This window comes from Citrobacter sp. CK180 (genome assembly GCF_030333655.1).
GTDB classification, from domain to species: domain Bacteria; phylum Pseudomonadota; class Gammaproteobacteria; order Enterobacterales; family Enterobacteriaceae; genus Citrobacter_B; species Citrobacter_B koseri.
In genome coordinates, this window is record NZ_JAOWFM010000057.1 from 203,506 (window position 1) to 222,354 (window position 18,849).

Here is an 18,849-nt window from a genome sequence, read left to right on the forward strand (position 1 = left end):
AATCCTGTAGGCCGGATAAAGCCATCCGGCAAAATTACCAGGCGGTATGATACAACTCGACGATATCGGCAATACTCGCTTCACGCGGATTACCACCGGTGCAAACATCGTCAAATGCCGCCTGCGCCAGCGCCGGAACATCCTCTTTACGCACGCCGACATCGCGTAAATGCAACGGAATACCGACGTCCCGGTTGAGGGTAAATACCGCTTCCACGGCGGCATTACGCGCCTCGCTCAAACTTATCCCTTCGACCTTCTCGCCCATCGCACGCGCGATATCACGGAACTTCTCACCGGTATATTCCGCGTTGTAGCGCATGATATGCGGCAGAAGAATCGCATTAGCAACGCCGTGCGGAGTGTTATAAAACGCGCCCAGCGGATGCGCCATCCCGTGCACCAGCCCAAGCCCCACATTGGAAAAGCCCATCCCGGCAACGTACTGCCCCAGCGCCATCGCTTCGCCCGCTTCACGCTCGCCCGCAACCGAACCACGCAATGCCCCGGCGATGATCTCAATGGCCTTAATATGCAGCGCATCCGTCAACGCCCACGCGGCACGGGTGATGTATCCTTCGATCGCGTGGGTTAACGCATCCACCCCGGTTGCCGCCTTCAGCGCGGGCGGCATGCCATCCATCATGTCGGCATCAATAAACGCGACCTGCGGGATATCATGCGGATCGACACAAACAAATTTACGCCGCTTTTCTTCATCGGTGATCACATAGTTAATGGTCACTTCCGCTGCGGTTCCCGCAGTGGTCGGGATCGCCATCACCGGCACGCTCGGATAACGGGTCGGCGACAGCCCCTCCAGACTGCGCACGTCAGCAAACTCAGGGTTATTGCTGATAATACCGATCGCCTTACAGGTATCCTGCGGGGAGCCGCCGCCGATGGCAATCAGGTAGTCTGCCCCGCTTTGTTGAAATACGTTCAGCCCCTCTTTCACCACGCCGATGGTTGGATTTGGGATCACGCCATCGTAGATCGCCCATGCCAGCCCTGCGGCATCCATCTTATCCGTGACGTTTCTGACCACACCGCACTGCACCAGCGTTTTGTCACTGACAATTAGCGCCTTGCGATAGCCCCGGCGTTGAACCTCATCGGTTAACGCCGCCACCGCCCCCCGGCCAAACCATGCCGTTTCGTTCAGGATCATTCTGTTCGCCATAGCCCGTCTCCTTCGCTGTGCGAAATTACTCTTCGATACGTAATCCGTAGGTTTTGAATTTTTCCAGCACAATGGCGATAGCCTCATCATCCAGTACAGGCACCGGATCGGTAATCGCCAGCGTACTGAGGTACAGCTGCGCCAGCACTTCCACTTCATGCGCCAGCCACAGCGCTTTTTCCAGGTTCTCTTCGCAGGCGATCAACCCATGATGCTGTAGCAGGGTCGCTTTGCGATTTTTGAGCGCAACGGCAACGTATTCAGAAAGTTCACGCGTGCCGAACGTGGCGTAAGGCGCACACGGAATGGAGTTCCCCCCCGCCGCCGCAATCATGTAATGAATGGCTGGGATAGGACGATTGAGGATCGACACCGCCGTGCAGTGAACGGCATGGTTATGGACGACAGCATTAGCATCCGGGCGCGTCTGGTAGGCCGCCATATGAAAACGCCACTCGCTGGAAGGCAATTTTCCCTGCTCATGCTGGCCCTCTGCATCAATAAAGACGATATGTGATTCGGTGAGTTTGTCATACGGAATGCCCGTTGGCGTGATCAGCATCCCGCCCTGATAACGCACGCTCACATTGCCTGCGGTCCCCTGGTTCAGCCCCAGCCGGGTCATCTCCAGGCAGGTGTCGATAATCTGGCGGGCCAGTGTGTTTCGTTCCATTAGTTACCTCTCTCAGTCATTCAAAACGCGACAACAGAACAGCACGTTGCTCTGCTGAATTAATTGAACATTTGGTAACCATCATCATATTGAATAGCGATAAAGGAATTTACATGACTTTATTTTGTGATACGCATCAATTAATCACGTCAGTTAAATACCGTTTTCTCTGGATTCACTCTCTCCAAAATGACCGCTCTTAATATTATTTATCCAAACGGGCATTTTCATAATATTTGTAACAAATGCCCGTTTTCGCAGTAATAAATTAAATCGGTCATCAACGCTGTGGGTTTTTAATTTTATTTACTCAAACGGGCATCATTTTTCAGAAATTAAAGTGATGATAATCACATAAAGCCACCCTCCAGGTGCTAAATGTGACCACCATCATATTAAACAGCGTTTTTTATTTGAAAATGAATTCATGAGTTCACTATCAACAGCCAATTTTCTCTGGCAGATAACAGGAACTCGCCTGGTTTGTCGATCTGGTGAGAAACACCAGTCGTACTTCTAAAATGTTGAACACGCTTCTGAGCCAATGAGGATGCTATGGGAAACACAACAATACAGACGCAGAGTTTTCGTGCGGTGGATACAGGGCAAAGCAAACGCTATATCATTCCGTTTGCTTTACTCTGCTCACTGTTTTTCCTTTGGGCGGTTGCCAATAACCTGAATGACATTTTATTACCACAATTTCAGCAAGCCTTTACGTTAACTAATTTTCAGGCAGGTTTGATTCAGTCTGCTTTTTATTTCGGCTATTTTGTTATTCCCATCCCCGCGGGTATTTTGATGAAAAAGCTGAGTTATAAAGCGGGGATAATTACCGGACTATTCTTATATGCTTTTGGCGCGGCATTATTCTGGCCGGCTGCTGAAGTGATGAATTACACCTTGTTTTTGATTGGTCTTTTTATTATTGCCGCAGGACTTGGTTGTCTTGAAACCGCCGCGAACCCTTTTGTTACGGTATTAGGGCCAGAAAGCGGTGGCCATTTCCGTCTCAATCTGGCGCAAACATTTAACTCTTTCGGCGCTATTATCGCCGTGGTGTTCGGGCAAAGTCTTATTTTGTCTAACGTCCCACATCAATCTCAGGACGTGCTCGATAAAATGACGCCTGAGCAATTGAGTACATATAAACACAGCCTGGTTTTGTCGGTACAGACGCCTTATATGATCATCGTGGCTATCGTTTTACTGGTTGCCCTGCTGATCATGCTGACCAAATTCCCGGCGCTACAGAGCGACGATCACAGTGACGCCCAACAAAGTTCATTCACCGCTTCACTTGCCCGCCTGGTGCGTATTCGCCACTGGCGCTGGGCGGTGCTGGCGCAGTTCTGCTACGTTGGCGCGCAAACCGCCTGCTGGAGCTACCTGATCCGTTACGCTATCGAAGAGATCCCCGGCATGACGCCTGGCTTTGCCGCCAACTACCTGACCGGCACGATGGTGTGCTTCTTTATCGGCCGCTTCTCCGGCACCTGGCTTATCAGCCGCTTTGCGCCGCATAAAGTGCTGGCGGCCTATGCCCTGCTCTCCATGATCCTGTGTCTGGTTTCAGCCTTTAGCGGCGGCCATATCGGCCTGCTGGCCCTGACGCTGTGCAGCGCATTTATGTCGATTCAGTACCCCACTATCTTCTCGCTGGGTATTAAAAATCTGGGACAGGACACCAAATACGGCTCGTCGTTCATCGTCATGACCATCATTGGCGGCGGCATCGTCACGCCGGTCATGGGTTTTGTCAGCGATGCGGCTGGCAACATCCCAACGGCTGAGCTGGTCCCGGCGCTCTGCTTTGCCGTCATCTTCATCTTTGCCCGTTTCCGTTCACAAGCGGCAACTAACTGAACATTTTTCCGAATAACGTGAGGAACCTGTAATGAAAAAAATCAGCTTACCGAAAATTGGCATTCGCCCGGTTATTGATGGACGTCGCATGGGGGTACGCGAGTCGCTGGAAGAACAGACCATGAATATGGCGAAAGCCACCGCTGCGCTTATCACCGAAAAACTTCGCCATGCCTGCGGCGCGCAGATTGAATGTGTGATTGCGGATACCTGCATTGCCGGAATGGCGGAATCCGCCGCCTGTGAAGAGAAATTCAGCAGCCAGAATGTTGGCGTAACCATTACCGTGACGCCGTGCTGGTGCTACGGCAGCGAAACCATCGATATGGACCCAATGCGCCCGAAAGCCATCTGGGGCTTCAACGGTACGGAACGTCCCGGCGCCGTTTATCTGGCCGCCGCGTTGGCCGCGCACAGCCAGAAAGGCATTCCGGCATTCTCTATTTATGGTCATGACGTACAGGATGCCGACGACACCTCGATCCCTGCCGACGTTGAAGAAAAACTGCTGCGCTTTGCGCGCGCTGGTCTGGCGGTCGCCAGCATGAAAGGCAAAAGCTACCTCTCTGTGGGCGGCGTCTCAATGGGGATTGCCGGTTCCATCGTCGATCACAACTTCTTTGAGTCCTGGCTGGGAATGAAAGTGCAGGCGGTGGACATGACCGAGCTGCGCCGTCGCATCGACCAGAAAATCTATGACGAAGCCGAACTGGAGATGGCGCTGGCGTGGGCGGATAAAAACTTCCGCTATGGCGAGGATCAGAACGCGCAGCAGTACAAACGTAATGAAGAACAAAGCCGCGCGGTGCTGAAAGAGAGCCTGCTGATGGCGATGTGCATTCGCGACATGATGCAGGGCAACAACAAGCTGGCGGAAAAAGGGCTGGTCGAAGAGTCGCTGGGTTATAACGCTATTGCGGCAGGCTTCCAGGGCCAGCGCCACTGGACCGATCAATACCCGAACGGCGACACCGCCGAAGCGCTGCTGAACAGCTCCTTTGACTGGAACGGCGTGCGCGAACCGTTTGTCGTCGCTACCGAAAACGACAGCCTCAACGGCGTAGCGATGCTGCTGGGCCACCAACTCACCGGAACCGCGCAGGTCTTTGCCGACGTGCGAACCTACTGGTCGCCGGAAGCGGTAGAGCGCGTCACAGGCCAGCCGCTCACCGGCCTTGCGGAGCACGGCATCATTCACCTGATCAACTCCGGCTCTGCGGCGCTGGACGGCTCCTGCAAACAGCGCGATAGCGAAGGCAAACCAACCATGAAGCCGCACTGGGAAATCAGCCAACAGGAAGCGGACGCCTGCCTGGCCGCCACCGAATGGTGCCCGGCGATCCACGAATACTTCCGTGGCGGCGGCTACTCCTCTCGCTTCCTGACCGAAGGCGGCGTGCCGTTCACCATGACCCGCGTGAACATCATCAAGGGTCTGGGGCCGGTACTGCAAATCGCTGAAGGCTGGAGCGTGGAACTGCCGAAGGAGATGCACGATCAGCTCGACGCCCGCACCAACTCGACCTGGCCGACCACCTGGTTTGCGCCGCGTCTTACCGGTAAAGGCCCGTTCACCGACGTTTACTCGGTGATGGCGAACTGGGGCGCTAACCACGGCGTACTGACCATCGGCCACGTCGGCGCTGACTTCATCACGCTCGCCGCCATGCTGCGTATTCCGGTCTGCATGCACAACGTGGACGATGCGAAAATCTACCGTCCTTCCGCCTGGGCTGCGCACGGTATGGATATTGAAGGCCAGGATTATCGCGCCTGCCAGAACTACGGGCCGCTGTACAAACGTTAATGCGTCACTTCTTTGCCCGGTGGCGTAAGCTTACCGGGCCTACAATTTCGCATTTTGTAGGCCGGATCAGCGAAGCGCCATCCGGCAACGTTTCGGAGCTACTATGAAACAAGACGTCATTCTGGTTCTCGACTGCGGCGCCACCAACGTACGGGCAATGGCCGTTGACCGTCAGGGAAACATTGTCGCCCGCGCATCAACAGCGAATGCCAGCGACATCGCCACGGAAAATAGCGCCTGGCATCAGTGGTCGCTGGCGGCCATTCTGCAACGCTTCGCGGACTGCTGTCAGCAACTGAAGACGGAACTGGCGGCCTGCCGGGTTCGCGGTATTACGGTCACCACCTTTGGCGTGGACGGTGCGCTGGTCGATGAACACGGTCAGTTGCTCTATCCGGTGATCAGCTGGAAATGCCCCCGCACCCTTGCCGTCATGGAAAACATCGGCCGCTTTATGCCGCCGCAGCAGTTGCAGGCGATCTCCGGCGTCGGCGCATTCGCCTTTAATACGCTGCATAAACTGGTGTGGCTGAAAGAGAACCACCCGCAGTTGCTCGAACAGGCGCACGCCTGGCTGTTTATTTCATCACTGATCAACCACCGTTTAACCGGTGAATTCACCACGGATATCACCATGGCGGGCACCAGCCAGATGCTGGATATCCACCAGCGGGATTTCAGCCCGGAGATTTTACAGGCCACGGGTTTACCCCGCCGTCTGTTTCCACGGTTAGTTGAAGCGGGCGAACGGATTGGCACGCTGCAAAACGACGCCGCAAACCTGCTTGGGCTTGAGGCGGGTATTCCGGTGATCTCCGCCGGGCATGACACGCAGTTTGCCCTTTTTGGCGCCGGCGCAGAACAGGATGAACCGGTACTCTCGTCCGGTACGTGGGAAATCCTGATGGTACGCAGCGCGCAGGTGAACACGCCGCTGCTCAGCCATTACGCCGGTTCCACCTGTGAACTGGACAGCCAGGCCGGACTTTATAACCCAGGCATGCAGTGGCTGGCTTCCGGCGTACTCGAATGGGTGCGCAAACTGCTCTGGACGCCAGAAACGCCGTGGCAGACGCTGATTGACGAGGCGCACGCCATTCCGCCGGGTGCTGAAGGCGTGAAGATGCAGTGCGATCTCCTCACCTGTCAAAACGCGGGCTGGCAGGGGGTGACGCTGAACACAAAGCGTGGTCATTTTTACCGCGCCGCGCTGGAAGGGCTCACGGCGCAACTGCAACGTAATCTGCAAACGCTGGAAAAGATTGGTCACTTCCAGGCAACTGAGCTTCTGCTGGTTGGCGGCGGAAGCCGCAACGCGCTGTGGAATCAAATCAAAGCCAATCTGCTTGATATACCGATTAAGGTGCTGGATGACGCGGAAACCACTGTCGCCGGGGCCGCCATGTTCGGCTGGTATGGCGTAGGCGAATTTGCCAGCCCGGAACAGGCCCGAGCCCTGGTGCGCTATCAGTACCGCTATTTCTGGCCGCAAACTGAACCCGAATTTATTGAGGGAGTGTGAGATGCTAAAAACTATTTCGCCATTGATATCCCCTGAGTTACTGAAAGTGCTGGCTGAAATGGGGCACGGGGATGAGATTATTTTTTCCGATGCCCACTTCCCCGCGCACAGCATGGGACCGCAGGTTATTCGCGCAGATGGTCTGAAAGTCAGCGATCTGCTCCGGGCGATTATCCCGCTGTTTGAACTGGACAGCTACGCGCCGCCGCTGGTGATGATGGCCGCCGTAGAGGGCGATTCGCTCGACCCGACGGTTGAAGCGCGTTATCGCGATGCGCTCTCATTGCAGACGCCGTGCCCGGAGATTGTCCGCATCGACCGCTATGCGTTTTATGAGCGGGCGCAAAAAGCCTTTGCGATCGTTATCACAGGAGAGTGCGCGAAGTACGGGAATATTCTTTTAAAAAAAGGGGTAACGCCGTAATCTCTTGCCGGTGCGCCCGCATGATGCGGGCGTTCATCGAATGATGGGGTGAGAAAAGATGAAAGCGGCACGCCAACAAGCGATAGTAGACCTGCTGATCAACCATAAAAGTCTGACCACCGAGGCGCTGTCAGTACAGCTTAACGTCAGCAAAGAGACCATTCGCCGCGATCTCAGCGAGCTACAGGCGCAGGGAAAAGTGCTGCGCAATCACGGGCGCGCCAAGTATATTCACCGGGAAAACCAGGACAGCGGCGACCCGTTCCACATCCGGCTGAAAAGCCACTATGCGCATAAGGCGGATATCGCCAGGGAGGCGCTGGCATGGATAGAACCGGGCATGGTGATCGCTCTGGACGCCAGCTCAACCTGCTGGTATCTGGCCCGCCAGTTGCCGGACATTGATATTCACGTCTTTACCAACAGTCACCCGATTTGCCAGGAGCTGGGCAAACGCGAACATATTCAGCTCATCAGTTCCGGCGGCCAGCTTGAGCGTAAATATGGCTGCTACGTCAATCCGTCGCTTATTTCTCAGCTTAAGCCGCTCGACATTGACCTGTTTATTTTTTCCTGCGAAGGGATTGACCGCGGCGGCGCGCTCTGGGACTCAAATACGATCAACGCGGATTTCAAATCCACGCTGCTTAAGCGCGCATCGCAGTCTTTATTGTTGATCGACAAAAGTAAGCTCAACCGCTCGGGAGAGGCCTGCATCGGGCATCTGGATGATGTGACGCACATCATTTCCGATGAGCGCCAGGGGGTGATTCACGCCTGATGGCGTTGCTGTTTATCAGGCCAACAAATAACAGGCGCAGGCCGGATAAGGCATTTACGCCGCTATCCGGCAATTCATCGTATTACCGCTCGTCGCGACGCCCGCCCACGGCGGCCCACAGCCGACGGACATGCACGGTCACTTCTTCACGATCGTGATACAGCTGTCGCGCCTGAATTTGCGCGTTAATGCCGTGTTCATCAAGCTGCGCCTGAATATACGCCAGGTTCTGCGACACCTCTTCATAGCGTTTTTTCATCGGCAGCTTGAGATTGAAGATCGTCTCGCGACACCAGCCGTTTACTAACCACTGCGCCATCAGCGCGGCAACCTTAGCAGGCTTTTCCACCATGTCGCACACCATCCACGAGATGTTGTTACGGTTCGGACGGTATCTGAATCCATCTTCGCGCAGCCAGGTCACCTGCCCGGTATCCATCAGGCTCTGCGCCATTGGGCCGTTATCGACAGAGTAAACCCACATGTTGCGCTTCACTAACTGGTAGGTCCAACCGCCAGGGCAGGCGCCTAAATCCACGGCATACATCCCGTTCGCCAGACGTTCATCCCACTCATCGGCCGGAATAAAAACATGCAGCGCTTCTTCCAGCTTCAGCGTCGAACGGCTTGGCGCATCGGCCGGGAATTTCAGCCGCGGAATCCCCATATAGAACGGCGAGTTGTTGTCAGGATACGAATACCCGGTATAACAGCAGCCCGGCGCGATGAAGAAAACATGCACCACCGGACGCTTTGGCGTTTCATAGTTTGTCAGAATCCCCGCGTCGCGCAGCGCGGCCCGCAGCGGCACCGTAAATTTACGGCAAAACTTCATCAACTCTTTGCTTTCATTGGTGTCTGCGACTTCAACACGCAGCTCGCCGCCTTTTTCCACAACGCCCTGTAGCATCCCGACAATCGGCGTAATGCGATCGTCCGGCGGCAGGTCGCGCAGCAGCTCGCCGACGACGAACATTTGACGCGCAAAAATGAGCGAGGAAAAAGGCAACTCTTTTACTATTTTTTCAGCATCGTCCGGCTGATAGCACTCAAAGACGACGTATCCGGCATTGTCTTTAACACGAGCGAAGCCAAAGATTTCCCGACGCGCCGCCTTATCCGTCATTTCGGCAGCGCACTCCTTTTCAAAACCAGGGCGACACAACAATACAACCTTATTCATGACCAACGCCCTTACGTTTCAAACGGATGGCGCCAATTAACATCAGCACCCAGCCTGCCAGGAAACTCACGCCGCCGACAGGAGTAACAAACGCCCACAGGCGTAAATGAGACAGCGCCAGGCAATACAGGCTGCCGCTAAACAGCACCGTACCTAACGCCAGAAAAACGCTGCTCCAGTAAAACCAGATGCTAATGCGTCGCTGCATCGCAACCGCCAGGCCAAAAATGGCCAGCGTATGAAACGCCTGATATTGCAGGCCGGTCTGGACCCAGCCCATTTCAACCACACCAAGAGTTTTGCTCAGGACATGCGCCCCAAAGGCACCCAGAGCAACATAGATAAAGCCGCTTATCGCGGCAAAAATCAGCATAAAACGGCTGGTCATGGTAGTACCCTAAATAAATTATTGTTCGTAACGAAAGCGGAATTTTTCTTGTTCAGCGGCCGCTTTGGTCAGAATCCACTGACGAAAGGCGGCTATTTTACCCAGTTCTGCCTGACTGTCATGACAAACCAGATAAAAAGCATTTTTACTGACCAGAACGTCGTTAAAGGGACAGACAAGACGCCCGGCTTCAATTTCTGATTGCGCCATGACGTTGTTCGCCAGCGCAACCCCCTGTCCGTGGATGGCAGCCTGTAGCACCATTGCGCTATGGCTGAAAATAGGTCCCTGCTGCACATTAATATGATTCAGCCCCAACTGACGCGTATAGGTCTGCCAGTCTCTTCGCGAAGCATCATGCAGTAATGTATGTTTTGCCAGATCTTCCGGCGTCTTTAACGGCTTATCGCCCGTCAGTAATAACGGTGAACACACCGGCAGTAAATATTCTGCGTACAATTTTTCAACGCGCAAGCCCGGCCAGTTGCCACGCCCATAAAAAATAGCGACGTCGACATCATCAGCCAGCTTATCTTCCTGACGGTCCACAGCCTGAATTCTGACATCGATTCCCGGATAAGTTGAGTTAAAGCTTGAGAGTCGAGGAACCAGCCACTGGATCGCAAAACTGGGCAATAAACTGACCGTAAGCGCGCCTTTTGCACTCCGCGCCTGAAGTTTACGCGTCGCTTCGGTTAATTGCGAAAAAATCTCTTTGATGTCGAGGAAATAGCTCTGCCCCTCTTCCGTTAGCAAAAGCGAACGATTGCGACGACGGAACAGTTTTAGCCCCAAAAAATCCTCAAGTGACTTGATTTGGTGACTTACTGCGGCCTGTGTCACAAAAAGCTCTTCTGCTGCGCGAGTGAAGCTTAAATGCCGCGCTGCGGCATCAAAAACACGTAATGCATTTAAGGGTGGTAATCGTTTTGACATGGCTTTTAGACTTTGATGTTAAATAAATTTAACAATTAGGTAACCTTGTGTAACCTATTAGTTTTTTTAATCTGAGCCATTATAATTTGTCCGTTGAGGTTCTACCAGCAAATACCTATAGTGGCGACACTTCCTGAGCCGGAACGAAAAGTTTTATCGGAATGCGTGTTCTGATGGGCTTTTGGCTTACGGTTGTGATGTTGTGTTGTTGTGTTTGCAATTGGTCTGCGATTCAGACCATGGTAGCGAAGCTACCCTTTTTCACTTCCTGTACATTTACCCTGTCTGTCCATAGTGATTAATGTAGCACCGCCAATTGCGGTGCTTTTTTTTGTCCATGACCGACCGGTTACTGATCCAGTTCGACCATCTCTTTAACGTCAGTACGATTGATCTGCTGTTTGTTGCCGTTAGCGTCTTTATAAGAAATCATGCCGGTTTCATCATCGGTTTTTGGCTTACCGTCTGACACGATAGTACGGCCATCATTTGTGTGCATCACATAATTCGGACCGGAACAGGCGCTCAGGGCAAAAGTCAGCATACATGCAGAGATCATTGCGGCAGTCTTTTTCATTTTCATCTTCTTCTCCTTAAAGCTGTTTATGCTAAATAAAACGGGTTCCGTAACAGGCAAAAACATTCGCCTAACACTATTTAGCATAACCTGCTTCCCTGACTTCACCAGGATAACCAGACAATTCCGATGGTTAGGACAAACCTTGTATCACAGCCCTTTTTGCGCCACGATCGGTATACTGAATTGAGGAATACCATGAACGCTTTCAATCCTGCGCAGTTTCGCGCGCAATTTCCTGCCCTTACCGATGCGGGCGTTTATCTCGACAGCGCCGCGACGGCGCTTAAGCCTCAGGCCGTGATCGACGCCACGCATCAGTTCTACAGCCTGAGCGCCGGAAACGTCCATCGCAGCCAGTTCGCCGAGGCACAGCGGCTAACCGCACGCTATGAAGCGGCGCGCGGCAAAGTGGCGCAGTGGCTGAACGCGCCTGATGATGCATCGATTGTCTGGACACGCGGCACCACGGAAGCCATCAATATGGTGGCGCAATGCTATGCCCGCCCGCGCCTGCAACCCGGCGATGAGATAATCGTCAGTGAAGCGGAGCATCACGCGAATCTCGTTCCCTGGCTGATGGTCGCTCAGCAGACGGGCGCAAAAATCGTCAAACTGCCCCTGAATGCCCTTTTCCTCCCCGACGTGGAGCGTCTGCCTGAACTCATCACGCCACGCAGCCGAATTCTGGCGCTGGGACAGATGTCGAACGTCACGGGCGGCTGCCCGGACCTGGCGCGCGCTATCACGCTGGCGCACGCGGCAGGGATGGTGGTGATGGTTGACGGCGCGCAAGGCGCGGTGCATTTCCCCGCCGATGTACAGCAGCTGGATATTGATTTTTATGCTTTCTCCGCCCACAAGCTGTACGGCCCGACGGGCATCGGCGCGCTGTACGGCAAACCGGCCTTACTGGAAGAGATGTCCCCGTGGCTCGGCGGCGGCAAGATGATCGCTGAAGTCAATTTTGAAGGATTCACAACCCAGGCCGTTCCCTGGCGTCTGGAAGCTGGCACGCCAAACGTGGCTGGAGTTATTGGCCTTAGCGCCGCGCTGGAGTGGCTGGCGGAAGTGGATATGGCGCAGGCCGAAAGCTGGAGTCGCGGTCTGGCGACGCTGGCGGAAGACGCGCTGGCGAAGCGTCCGGGTTTCCGTTCTTTCCGTTGCCAGGACTCCAGCCTGCTGGCCTTCGATTTTGCCGGCGTTCATCACAGCGATATGGTGACGTTACTGGCCGAATACGGCATCGCCCTGCGCGCCGGGCAGCACTGCGCGCAGCCTCTGCTGGCGGCGCTTGGCGTAACGGGCACCCTGCGCGCCTCTTTTGCGCCGTATAATACAAAGCATGATGTGGATGCGTTGGTCAGCGCCGTTGACCGCGCGCTGGAAATACTGGTGGATTAATGACAAGCCCTCTTTTTGCCGGACACCCGTTTGGCACGACCGTAACGGAAGAGACGTTACGCACTCTCTTTATCCCGCTCTCGCAGTGGGAGGACAAGTATCGCCAGCTTATTCTGTTGGGTAAGCAACTCCCGGCATTGCCGGATGAGCTAAAAACGCAGGCAAAAGAGATCGCAGGATGTGAGAACCGCGTCTGGCTGGGGCATACCCTGTCGGAGAAAGGAACGCTGCACTTTTTCGGTGACAGCGAAGGGCGTATTGTACGCGGTTTGCTGGCGGTTTTACTCACGGCGGTAGAGGGAAAGACCCCGGCGGAACTGCTGGCGCACTCGCCGCTGGGGTTGTTTGATGAGTTAGGCTTAACAATACAACTTAGCGCATCGCGCAGCCAGGGGCTGAATGCGCTGAATAACGCGATTATTGAGGCTGCCCAGCAAGCCGGATGACGACGCTGATGCGTCTTATCCGGCCTACAACACCGCACGAACCGTAGGTCGGATAAGCATAGCGCCATCCGACACAATCAAGCCTGACGCGCCGCCTTCGCCATCATCTTCTTCAGCGCGTGAGACACGGCAACAAAGCCAAAGGTCGCAGTTACCATCGTGGCTGCGCCGAATCCAGAGGCGCAATCCATTCTTTTCGGCCCTTCCGCCGTCGCTTTCATCGCACATACGGAACCATCAGCCTGCGGATAAACCAGCGCTTCCGTTGAGAACACGCAGTCCACGCCCAGTTTGCCCTTGCTGTTTTTCACCACACCAAAGTCGCTTTTCAACCGTTCGCGCAGTTTCGCCGCCAGCGGGTCCTGGATGGTTTTCGCCAGATCCGTTACCTGAATCTGGGTCGGGTCTATCTGCCCACCCGCCCCGCCGGTGGTGACTAACGGAACCTTATTTCGGCGGCACCAGGCAATCAGCGCGGCTTTTGGCCGCACGCTGTCGATGGCATCAATGACATACGAAAACCCTGCGCTCATATACTCCGCGACGTTATCCGGCGTGACAAAGTCATCCACCACCGTCACCCGGCACTCCGGGTTGATCTGACGAATACGCTCGGCCATCACCTCGGCTTTCGCCAGACCGACGTTATCGCGCAGCGCATGAATTTGCCGGTTGGTGTTGGTGACGCATACGTCATCCATATCGATGAGCGTGATCGCGCCAATGCCGGTACGCGCCAGCGCCTCTGCCGCCCAGGAGCCGACGCCGCCGATCCCGACCACGCAAATATGCGCACCGGCAAACAGCTGCAACGCTTTTTCACCATACAGACGGGCGGTGCCGCCAAAACGCTGGCGCCAGGCATCACTAATTACAACAGACATACGACCTCAGAATTAAAAAGGGGTAATACGATCGTAGGCCGGATACGTCGCTTGCGACGCCATCCGGCATGATTTGCCTGATGGCGCTACGCTTATCAGGCCTACGATTTAAATCTTCAGCGAAGCCGCCATCAGGCAATCAGCCGCTAAATACGTTACCGGTTCCCGGGGCGTTTTTCAGCACCCAGACGCGCCCATAGTGATTATACCAGCCTGCGCGGTGCCCGGCGTCCGGGCCTATCCCCTGATAAATATCAAAGTGCTGGCCTTTAATCGCACCGCCCACGTCCAGCGCCACCATCAGGCGCAGTTCGTACTGGCCGTTAAACTTGCCGTTGTTATCCAGCAGCGGGACTTCCGCCAGCAGGGTTGTTCCTGCCGGGATAATGCTGCGATCGGAAGCCACAGACGCACGGCCGATAAGCGGCACGGCGCTGGCGCCTTTCACCGGGGCAAAAGATTGCGGCTTAAAGAAGACGAATGACGGGTTTTGCTCCAGCAGCTCGCGCACTTCCGCTTCACTGTGGGTTTCTCCCCAGTGGCGAATGGCCTGCATCGACATATCTTCTTTCTTCACTTCACCGCGATCGATCAGCACCTTGCCGATACTGCGGTAAGCATGGCCGTTTTTCCCGGCATAGCTGAAGAAATTCAGCGGGCTGCCGTCGCCAAAATCAATATAGCCGCTGCCCTGAACGTCCATGATGAAGTTATCCATCAGCGAGTTGCTGTACGCCAGAATGTAGCTGTCGCTCAGCGCGCCGGAATAGATCTCGGCACGAGACGGTAAGCGGCCGCGTTTTGGCGGCATACGATAAATAGGGTACTGGAACTCGCCCTGACGGGTATGGCGCGCCTGAATAACCGGCGTGTAGTAGCCGGTAAACTGGACGTTACCGTAGTTATCCGCCCCTTCCATCTGCCAGGCATCAATACCAAACTGGCGCATCATTCGCGTATCGCCACCGGAACGTAACCACTCCTGCACGGCGTTATAGACGTTGCTCTGGTTGCCATACAGACGCGGCGACGCGCTGCGGATTTGGTTGACCTGCTCGGCGAAATCGCCTGCGTTGATAGGCGCCCCAATGGCGTCAGGTTGGTTCACCAGTGAGAAAGGCTGGGTAAACTTCCCGTCTTTATACTGCTGGCCGCGATCGGTCGGTTTAGAGGAACAGGCGGCAAGCATTGCAACCACCGCCCCCATAAGAAGGTAATTTGCCCAACGTCCTTTCATGAGTTCTCGTCTTTTAGCTGTAAATCTTGCGCTATGAAGATAACAAACCCCCGAACCTAATGAAATGCGAAGCGCTCCCCTGACGCAAATTACGCACAAAAAACGTACCAAAGCGCGTTGTTTTTGCACACAATCATCCCAATTTCGTGATCCGGGTGAAAAAAGGGTTGCATGAAAATGTTAGCAGAGTATAGTGCGCATCCACGGACGCGGGGTGGAGCAGCCTGGTAGCTCGTCGGGCTCATAACCCGAAGGTCGTCAGTTCAAATCTGGCCCCCGCAACCAATACAATGTGAAGAAAAGGTTACTCGATGGAAGAGTAACAGACGGACGCGGGGTGGAGCAGCCTGGTAGCTCGTCGGGCTCATAACCCGAAGGTCGTCGGTTCAAATCCGGCCCCCGCAACCAATTGAAATATGATGTAATATTTTGCAAAGTAGTTCGAATCACAACAAGGCGGCGACGCAGTGAATCCTTAGGAGCTTACTCCAGTAAGTGACTGAGGTGAACGAGGAAAGCCAACGCAGATGTGGTTTGAAATACGAAGCAGAAAGACGGACGCGGGGTGGAGCAGCCTGGTAGCTCGTCGGGCTCATAACCCGAAGGTCGTCGGTTCAAATCCGGCCCCCGCAACCAATATTAAACACCTTAACGGGTGTTTTTTCGTTTCTGCGGTCCGTAAAAAAAGCGCCTTTCAGCGCTTTTTTATTATCCCCTTCTCGCCAGCGTCGCCCCATCGGCAAAGTAGGCTTTAATACCCGCCAGAATCGACTCCGCCACTTCCTGCTGGAACTTCGCCGTTTTGAGCTTACGCTCCTCTTCAATATTACTGATAAAGGCGGTTTCCACGAGAATAGAGGGGATATCCGGCGCTTTCAGCACCGCAAAGCCGGCCTGCTCAACCTGATTTTTGTGCAGATTATTAACCCTTCCCAGCTTGTTGAGCACCGCTTTACCGAACTTCAGACTATCGGCGATGGTCAACGATTGCACCATGTCGAACATGGTGTGATCGACATAGCGATCGCCGCTTTTACTCACGCCGCCGATCAAATCCGAGGCGTTCTGAGTTTGCGCGAGGTATTTTGCCGCCGTACTGGTCGCGCCCTTCGTCGAGAGCGCAAAAACGGATGAACCGCTGGGCTGTCGGCTGGTAAACGCGTCCGCATGGATAGAGACAAACAGGTCGGCGCGCTGCTTCTGGGCTTTCGCCACGCGCACTTTCAGCGGAATGAAGATATCCTCATTACGCGTCATGTAGACCTTCATATTGCCTTCTCTCTCAATTAACGCGCGCAAGCGGCGGGCAATCTGCAACACCACGTCTTTTTCGCGCGTCTTGTATTTCCCCACGGCGCCGGGATCTTCTCCTCCATGACCGGGATCGAGCATGATCACGATCGGGCGATCGCGCCCCGCCTTGCCCGGCTGCGGCCCGCTCTGCGCAGGCGGCACCTGCTTATCCAGATCGCCTTTGTTGTAATCTTCCAGCAGCGCCAGCAACGGGTCCTGCATATCCTGCGCATTGGCAGGGTAGAGATCCATCACCAGGCGTTCTTTAAAGCCCGCCACAGGCGCAAGGGCAAACAGCTGCGGTTTCACGTTTTGCTTCAGCTCAAACACCATCCGCACCGTCTGTGGATCAAACTGCCCCACTCGCGCTGACTTGATATACGGATCGTCCGCGCGGATCTGCGCGCCAATGCCTTTAAGCACCGAGTTCAGATTCACGCCTTCAATATCCACCACCACGCGCTCAGGGTTACTCAGGGCAAACTGTTTGTATTTCAGCAGACGGTTCGATTCCACCGTGACGCGGGTATAGCTGGACGCAGGCCAGATGCGTACCGCGACGACCTGGCTGACGGCAGCCAAACCGACCTGACTTACGCTCAATAGCCACATGGCGCCCGTCCCTTGTAGTAAACGACGGCGACTGATTGCTGAGTTGGATCCCGACATGCTTCTCCCGAGCAAAACAAACTTAACGGTGCTGATGTACAAAACGTCTAAATTGACCGGAAACTTTAGCGAATGACGCATAATCTGTCATCTATAAAAGGGTAAACTTTCTTTTTGTATTCACGGTATTACTGAGAGAAAACTTCAGCGGGATTAAAATTTGCGCTTGCGCACGACGGAAAAACAGAATAAAAATACATTAATTTCGAATAATCATGCAATGAGGGTGTGCCGTGGTGAAGGAACGTAGAACCGAACTGGTACAGGGATTCCGCCATTCTGTTCCCTATATCAATACCCATCGGGGAAAAACGTTTGTCATTATGCTTGGCGGTGAGGCCATTGAGCATGAAAATTTCTCCAGTATCGTCAATGACATCGGGCTTCTGCACAGTCTGGGCATTCGCCTGGTGGTGGTGTATGGCGCGCGTCCGCAAATCGACGCGAACCTTGCCGCACATCATCATGAGCCGCTGTACCACAAAAATACCCGCGTGACGGACGCCAAAACGCTGGAACTGGTTAAGCAAGCGGCAGGCACGTTGCAGCTGGATATCACCGCCCGTCTGTCGATGAGCCTGAACAACACCCCCTTACAGGGCGCGCACATCAACGTCGTCAGCGGCAATTTTATTATTGCACAGCCGTTGGGCGTGGATGACGGCGTGGATTACTGCCACAGCGGACGCATTCGCCGTATTGATGAAGAGGCGATTCATCGCCAGTTAGACAGCGGCGCAATTGTGCTGATGGGGCCGGTCGCGGTTTCCGTCACAGGCGAAAGTTTTAACCTGACCTCAGAAGAGATCGCCACCCAGCTCGCCATCAAACTGAAGGCGGAGAAGATGATCGGCTTCTGTTCGTCGCAAGGGGTAACTAACGACGAAGGCGACATCGTTTCCGAACTTTTCCCGAACGAAGCGCAGGCACGCGTTGAAGCGCAGGAAGAAAAAGGCGATTACAATTCAGGCACCGTGAGGTTCCTGCGCGGCGCGGTGAAAGCCTGTCGCAGCGGCGTGCGTCGCTGCCATCTGATTAGCTACCAGGAAGACGGCGCGCTATTGCAGGAGCTGTTCTCACGCGACGGGATCGGGACGCAAATCGTGATGGAGAGCGCCGAGCAGATTCGCCGCGCCACCATTAACGATATCGGCGGGATCCTGGAGTTGATTCGCCCGCTGGAACAACAGGGGATTCTGGTGCGCCGCTCCCGTGAACAACTGGAGATGGAGATCGACAAATTCACGATTATCCAGCGAGATAATCTGACCATCGCCTGCGCCGCGCTGTACCCTTTCCCCGAAGAAAAAATCGGCGAAATGGCCTGCGTGGCGGTACATCCAGATTATCGCAGTTCATCGCGTGGCGAAGTCTTGCTGGAGCGGATCGCCGTGCAGGCAAGACAGATGGGCCTCAGCAAGCTGTTTGTGCTGACAACGCGCAGTATTCACTGGTTCCAGGAACGTGGGTTTACGCCGGTGGATATCGAACTGCTGCCCGAGAGCAAAAAAGAGATGTACAACTATCAGCGTCGTTCAAAGGTGTTGATGGCAGATTTGGGATAACCCATTTTGCC

The 18,849-nt window shown here is 54.6% G+C and carries 17 protein-coding genes and 3 tRNA genes; 11 read left to right on the forward strand and 9 right to left on the reverse strand.

Translation table 11 applies throughout. From position 1 onward, the window contains the following. Nucleotides 1-34: 34 nt before the first annotated feature. Complete coding sequence (fucO, locus tag OGV50_RS23265; protein ID WP_200092723.1) at nucleotides 35-1,183, reverse strand: lactaldehyde reductase; 1,149 nt, start codon at nucleotides 1,181-1,183, stop codon at nucleotides 35-37. 25 nt (nucleotides 1,184-1,208) lie between these two features. Continuing rightward, complete coding sequence (gene fucA, locus OGV50_RS23270) at nucleotides 1,209-1,856, reverse strand: L-fuculose-phosphate aldolase (RefSeq protein WP_012134912.1); 648 nt, start codon at nucleotides 1,854-1,856, stop codon at nucleotides 1,209-1,211. Between the two features lie 555 nt (nucleotides 1,857-2,411). Here fucA and fucP point away from each other — a divergent pair. The 5 genes from fucP (at nucleotide 2,412) to fucR (ending at nucleotide 8,256) form a co-directional block, all read left to right on the forward strand. Then, on the forward strand, nucleotides 2,412-3,722 hold the full coding sequence (fucP, locus tag OGV50_RS23275; RefSeq protein ID WP_012134914.1) for an L-fucose:H+ symporter permease: 1,311 nt from the start codon (nucleotides 2,412-2,414) through the stop codon (nucleotides 3,720-3,722). A gap of 31 nt (nucleotides 3,723-3,753) precedes the next feature. Then, a complete protein-coding gene (gene fucI, locus OGV50_RS23280) occupies nucleotides 3,754-5,529 on the forward strand; it encodes an L-fucose isomerase (protein WP_012134915.1) in 1,776 nt (591 codons plus the stop codon). A 103-nt stretch (nucleotides 5,530-5,632) separates the two neighbouring features. Continuing rightward, nucleotides 5,633-7,051 carry an L-fuculokinase gene (gene fucK / locus OGV50_RS23285; RefSeq protein ID WP_200092722.1) on the forward strand — a complete coding sequence of 473 codons (1,419 nt, stop codon included), beginning with the start codon at nucleotides 5,633-5,635 and terminating at the stop codon, nucleotides 7,049-7,051. A gap of 1 nt (nucleotide 7,052) precedes the next feature. Further along, a complete protein-coding gene (gene fucU, locus OGV50_RS23290; protein ID WP_012134919.1) occupies nucleotides 7,053-7,475 on the forward strand; it encodes an L-fucose mutarotase in 423 nt (140 codons plus the stop codon). Between the two features lie 58 nt (nucleotides 7,476-7,533). Then, on the forward strand, nucleotides 7,534-8,256 hold the full coding sequence (gene fucR / locus OGV50_RS23295) for an L-fucose operon activator (RefSeq protein ID WP_012134922.1): 723 nt from the start codon (nucleotides 7,534-7,536) through the stop codon (nucleotides 8,254-8,256). 82 nt (nucleotides 8,257-8,338) lie between these two features. On the opposite strand, the gene rlmM is transcribed toward fucR, so the two are convergent. From rlmM to OGV50_RS23315, 4 genes are all read right to left on the reverse strand, one after another. Then, the gene (rlmM, locus tag OGV50_RS23300; protein WP_104868247.1) at nucleotides 8,339-9,439 is read right to left on the reverse strand and encodes a 23S rRNA (cytidine(2498)-2'-O)-methyltransferase RlmM; all 1,101 of its coding nucleotides are present in this window, start codon (nucleotides 9,437-9,439) and stop codon (nucleotides 8,339-8,341) included. Further along, entirely contained in the window at nucleotides 9,432-9,827 is a 396-nt protein-coding gene (locus OGV50_RS23305; protein ID WP_012134924.1) for a DUF423 domain-containing protein, read from the reverse strand. Before OGV50_RS23305 ends, rlmM begins: the two co-directional genes overlap by 8 nt. Before the next feature lie 18 nt (nucleotides 9,828-9,845). After that, complete coding sequence (gene gcvA, locus OGV50_RS23310; protein WP_012134925.1) at nucleotides 9,846-10,763, reverse strand: glycine cleavage system transcriptional regulator GcvA; 918 nt, start codon at nucleotides 10,761-10,763, stop codon at nucleotides 9,846-9,848. Nucleotides 10,764-11,112: 349 nt separating this feature from the next. Beyond that, a complete protein-coding gene (locus tag OGV50_RS23315) occupies nucleotides 11,113-11,340 on the reverse strand; it encodes a YgdI/YgdR family lipoprotein (protein WP_024130904.1) in 228 nt (75 codons plus the stop codon). A gap of 198 nt (nucleotides 11,341-11,538) precedes the next feature. Between OGV50_RS23315 and csdA the strand changes: the two genes are divergently transcribed. After that, nucleotides 11,539-12,744: a cysteine desulfurase CsdA gene (gene csdA, locus OGV50_RS23320; protein ID WP_058668035.1), complete on the forward strand. Its 1,206-nt coding sequence runs from the start codon at nucleotides 11,539-11,541 to the stop codon at nucleotides 12,742-12,744. Next, nucleotides 12,744-13,190: a cysteine desulfurase sulfur acceptor subunit CsdE gene (csdE, locus tag OGV50_RS23325; protein ID WP_200092721.1), complete on the forward strand. Its 447-nt coding sequence runs from the start codon at nucleotides 12,744-12,746 to the stop codon at nucleotides 13,188-13,190. The genes csdA and csdE overlap by 1 nt, the downstream gene beginning before the upstream one ends. Nucleotides 13,191-13,267: 77 nt before the next feature. Here the strand turns inward: csdE and tcdA are convergent, their stop codons facing one another. Next, the gene (gene tcdA / locus OGV50_RS23330; RefSeq protein WP_012134929.1) at nucleotides 13,268-14,074 is read right to left on the reverse strand and encodes a tRNA cyclic N6-threonylcarbamoyladenosine(37) synthase TcdA; all 807 of its coding nucleotides are present in this window, start codon (nucleotides 14,072-14,074) and stop codon (nucleotides 13,268-13,270) included. 139 nt (nucleotides 14,075-14,213) lie between these two features. Beyond that, a complete protein-coding gene (gene mltA, locus OGV50_RS23335) occupies nucleotides 14,214-15,311 on the reverse strand; it encodes a murein transglycosylase A (protein ID WP_012134931.1) in 1,098 nt (365 codons plus the stop codon). Nucleotides 15,312-15,519: 208 nt separating this feature from the next. On the opposite strand from mltA, the gene OGV50_RS23340 reads away from it, so the two are divergent. From OGV50_RS23340 to OGV50_RS23350, 3 genes are all read left to right on the forward strand, one after another. Then, a tRNA-Met gene (locus tag OGV50_RS23340) sits at nucleotides 15,520-15,596 on the forward strand. A gap of 46 nt (nucleotides 15,597-15,642) precedes the next feature. Then, nucleotides 15,643-15,719: transfer RNA gene (locus OGV50_RS23345), tRNA-Met, on the forward strand. Between the two features lie 151 nt (nucleotides 15,720-15,870). Further along, nucleotides 15,871-15,947: transfer RNA gene (locus tag OGV50_RS23350), tRNA-Met, on the forward strand. Nucleotides 15,948-16,019: 72 nt separating this feature from the next. On the opposite strand, the gene amiC is transcribed toward OGV50_RS23350, so the two are convergent. After that, a complete protein-coding gene (gene amiC, locus OGV50_RS23355; protein WP_024130905.1) occupies nucleotides 16,020-17,273 on the reverse strand; it encodes an N-acetylmuramoyl-L-alanine amidase AmiC in 1,254 nt (417 codons plus the stop codon). Between the two features lie 233 nt (nucleotides 17,274-17,506). Here amiC and argA point away from each other — a divergent pair, with 233 nt between their 5' ends. Next, nucleotides 17,507-18,838 (forward strand): amino-acid N-acetyltransferase, encoded by a 1,332-nt coding sequence (gene argA / locus OGV50_RS23360; RefSeq protein WP_024130906.1) that lies wholly within the window; start codon nucleotides 17,507-17,509, stop codon nucleotides 18,836-18,838. The last annotated feature ends 11 nt before the right edge of the window (nucleotides 18,839-18,849 follow it).

What these genes read in the sequence shown, in the direction of transcription:
- fucA (WP_012134912.1), bottom strand. Translation starts at nt 1,856, where the DNA reads ATGGAACGAAACACACTGGCCCGCCAGATTATCGACACCTGCCTGGAG.
- gcvA (WP_012134925.1), bottom strand. Translation starts at nt 10,763, where the DNA reads ATGTCAAAACGATTACCACCCTTAAATGCATTACGTGTTTTTGATGCC.
- fucO (WP_200092723.1), bottom strand. Translation starts at nt 1,183, where the DNA reads ATGGCGAACAGAATGATCCTGAACGAAACGGCATGGTTTGGCCGGGGG.
- OGV50_RS23305 (WP_012134924.1), bottom strand. Translation starts at nt 9,827, where the DNA reads ATGACCAGCCGTTTTATGCTGATTTTTGCCGCGATAAGCGGCTTTATC.
- OGV50_RS23315 (WP_024130904.1), bottom strand. Translation starts at nt 11,340, where the DNA reads ATGAAAAAGACTGCCGCAATGATCTCTGCATGTATGCTGACTTTTGCC.
- amiC (WP_024130905.1), bottom strand. Translation starts at nt 17,273, where the DNA reads ATGTCGGGATCCAACTCAGCAATCAGTCGCCGTCGTTTACTACAAGGG.
- fucK (WP_200092722.1), top strand. Translation starts at nt 5,633, where the DNA reads ATGAAACAAGACGTCATTCTGGTTCTCGACTGCGGCGCCACCAACGTA.
- fucI (WP_012134915.1), top strand. Translation starts at nt 3,754, where the DNA reads ATGAAAAAAATCAGCTTACCGAAAATTGGCATTCGCCCGGTTATTGAT.
- tcdA (WP_012134929.1), bottom strand. Translation starts at nt 14,074, where the DNA reads ATGTCTGTTGTAATTAGTGATGCCTGGCGCCAGCGTTTTGGCGGCACC.
- fucR (WP_012134922.1), top strand. Translation starts at nt 7,534, where the DNA reads ATGAAAGCGGCACGCCAACAAGCGATAGTAGACCTGCTGATCAACCAT.
- fucP (WP_012134914.1), top strand. Translation starts at nt 2,412, where the DNA reads ATGGGAAACACAACAATACAGACGCAGAGTTTTCGTGCGGTGGATACA.
- csdE (WP_200092721.1), top strand. Translation starts at nt 12,744, where the DNA reads ATGACAAGCCCTCTTTTTGCCGGACACCCGTTTGGCACGACCGTAACG.
- mltA (WP_012134931.1), bottom strand. Translation starts at nt 15,311, where the DNA reads ATGAAAGGACGTTGGGCAAATTACCTTCTTATGGGGGCGGTGGTTGCA.
- rlmM (WP_104868247.1), bottom strand. Translation starts at nt 9,439, where the DNA reads ATGAATAAGGTTGTATTGTTGTGTCGCCCTGGTTTTGAAAAGGAGTGC.
- fucU (WP_012134919.1), top strand. Translation starts at nt 7,053, where the DNA reads ATGCTAAAAACTATTTCGCCATTGATATCCCCTGAGTTACTGAAAGTG.
- csdA (WP_058668035.1), top strand. Translation starts at nt 11,539, where the DNA reads ATGAACGCTTTCAATCCTGCGCAGTTTCGCGCGCAATTTCCTGCCCTT.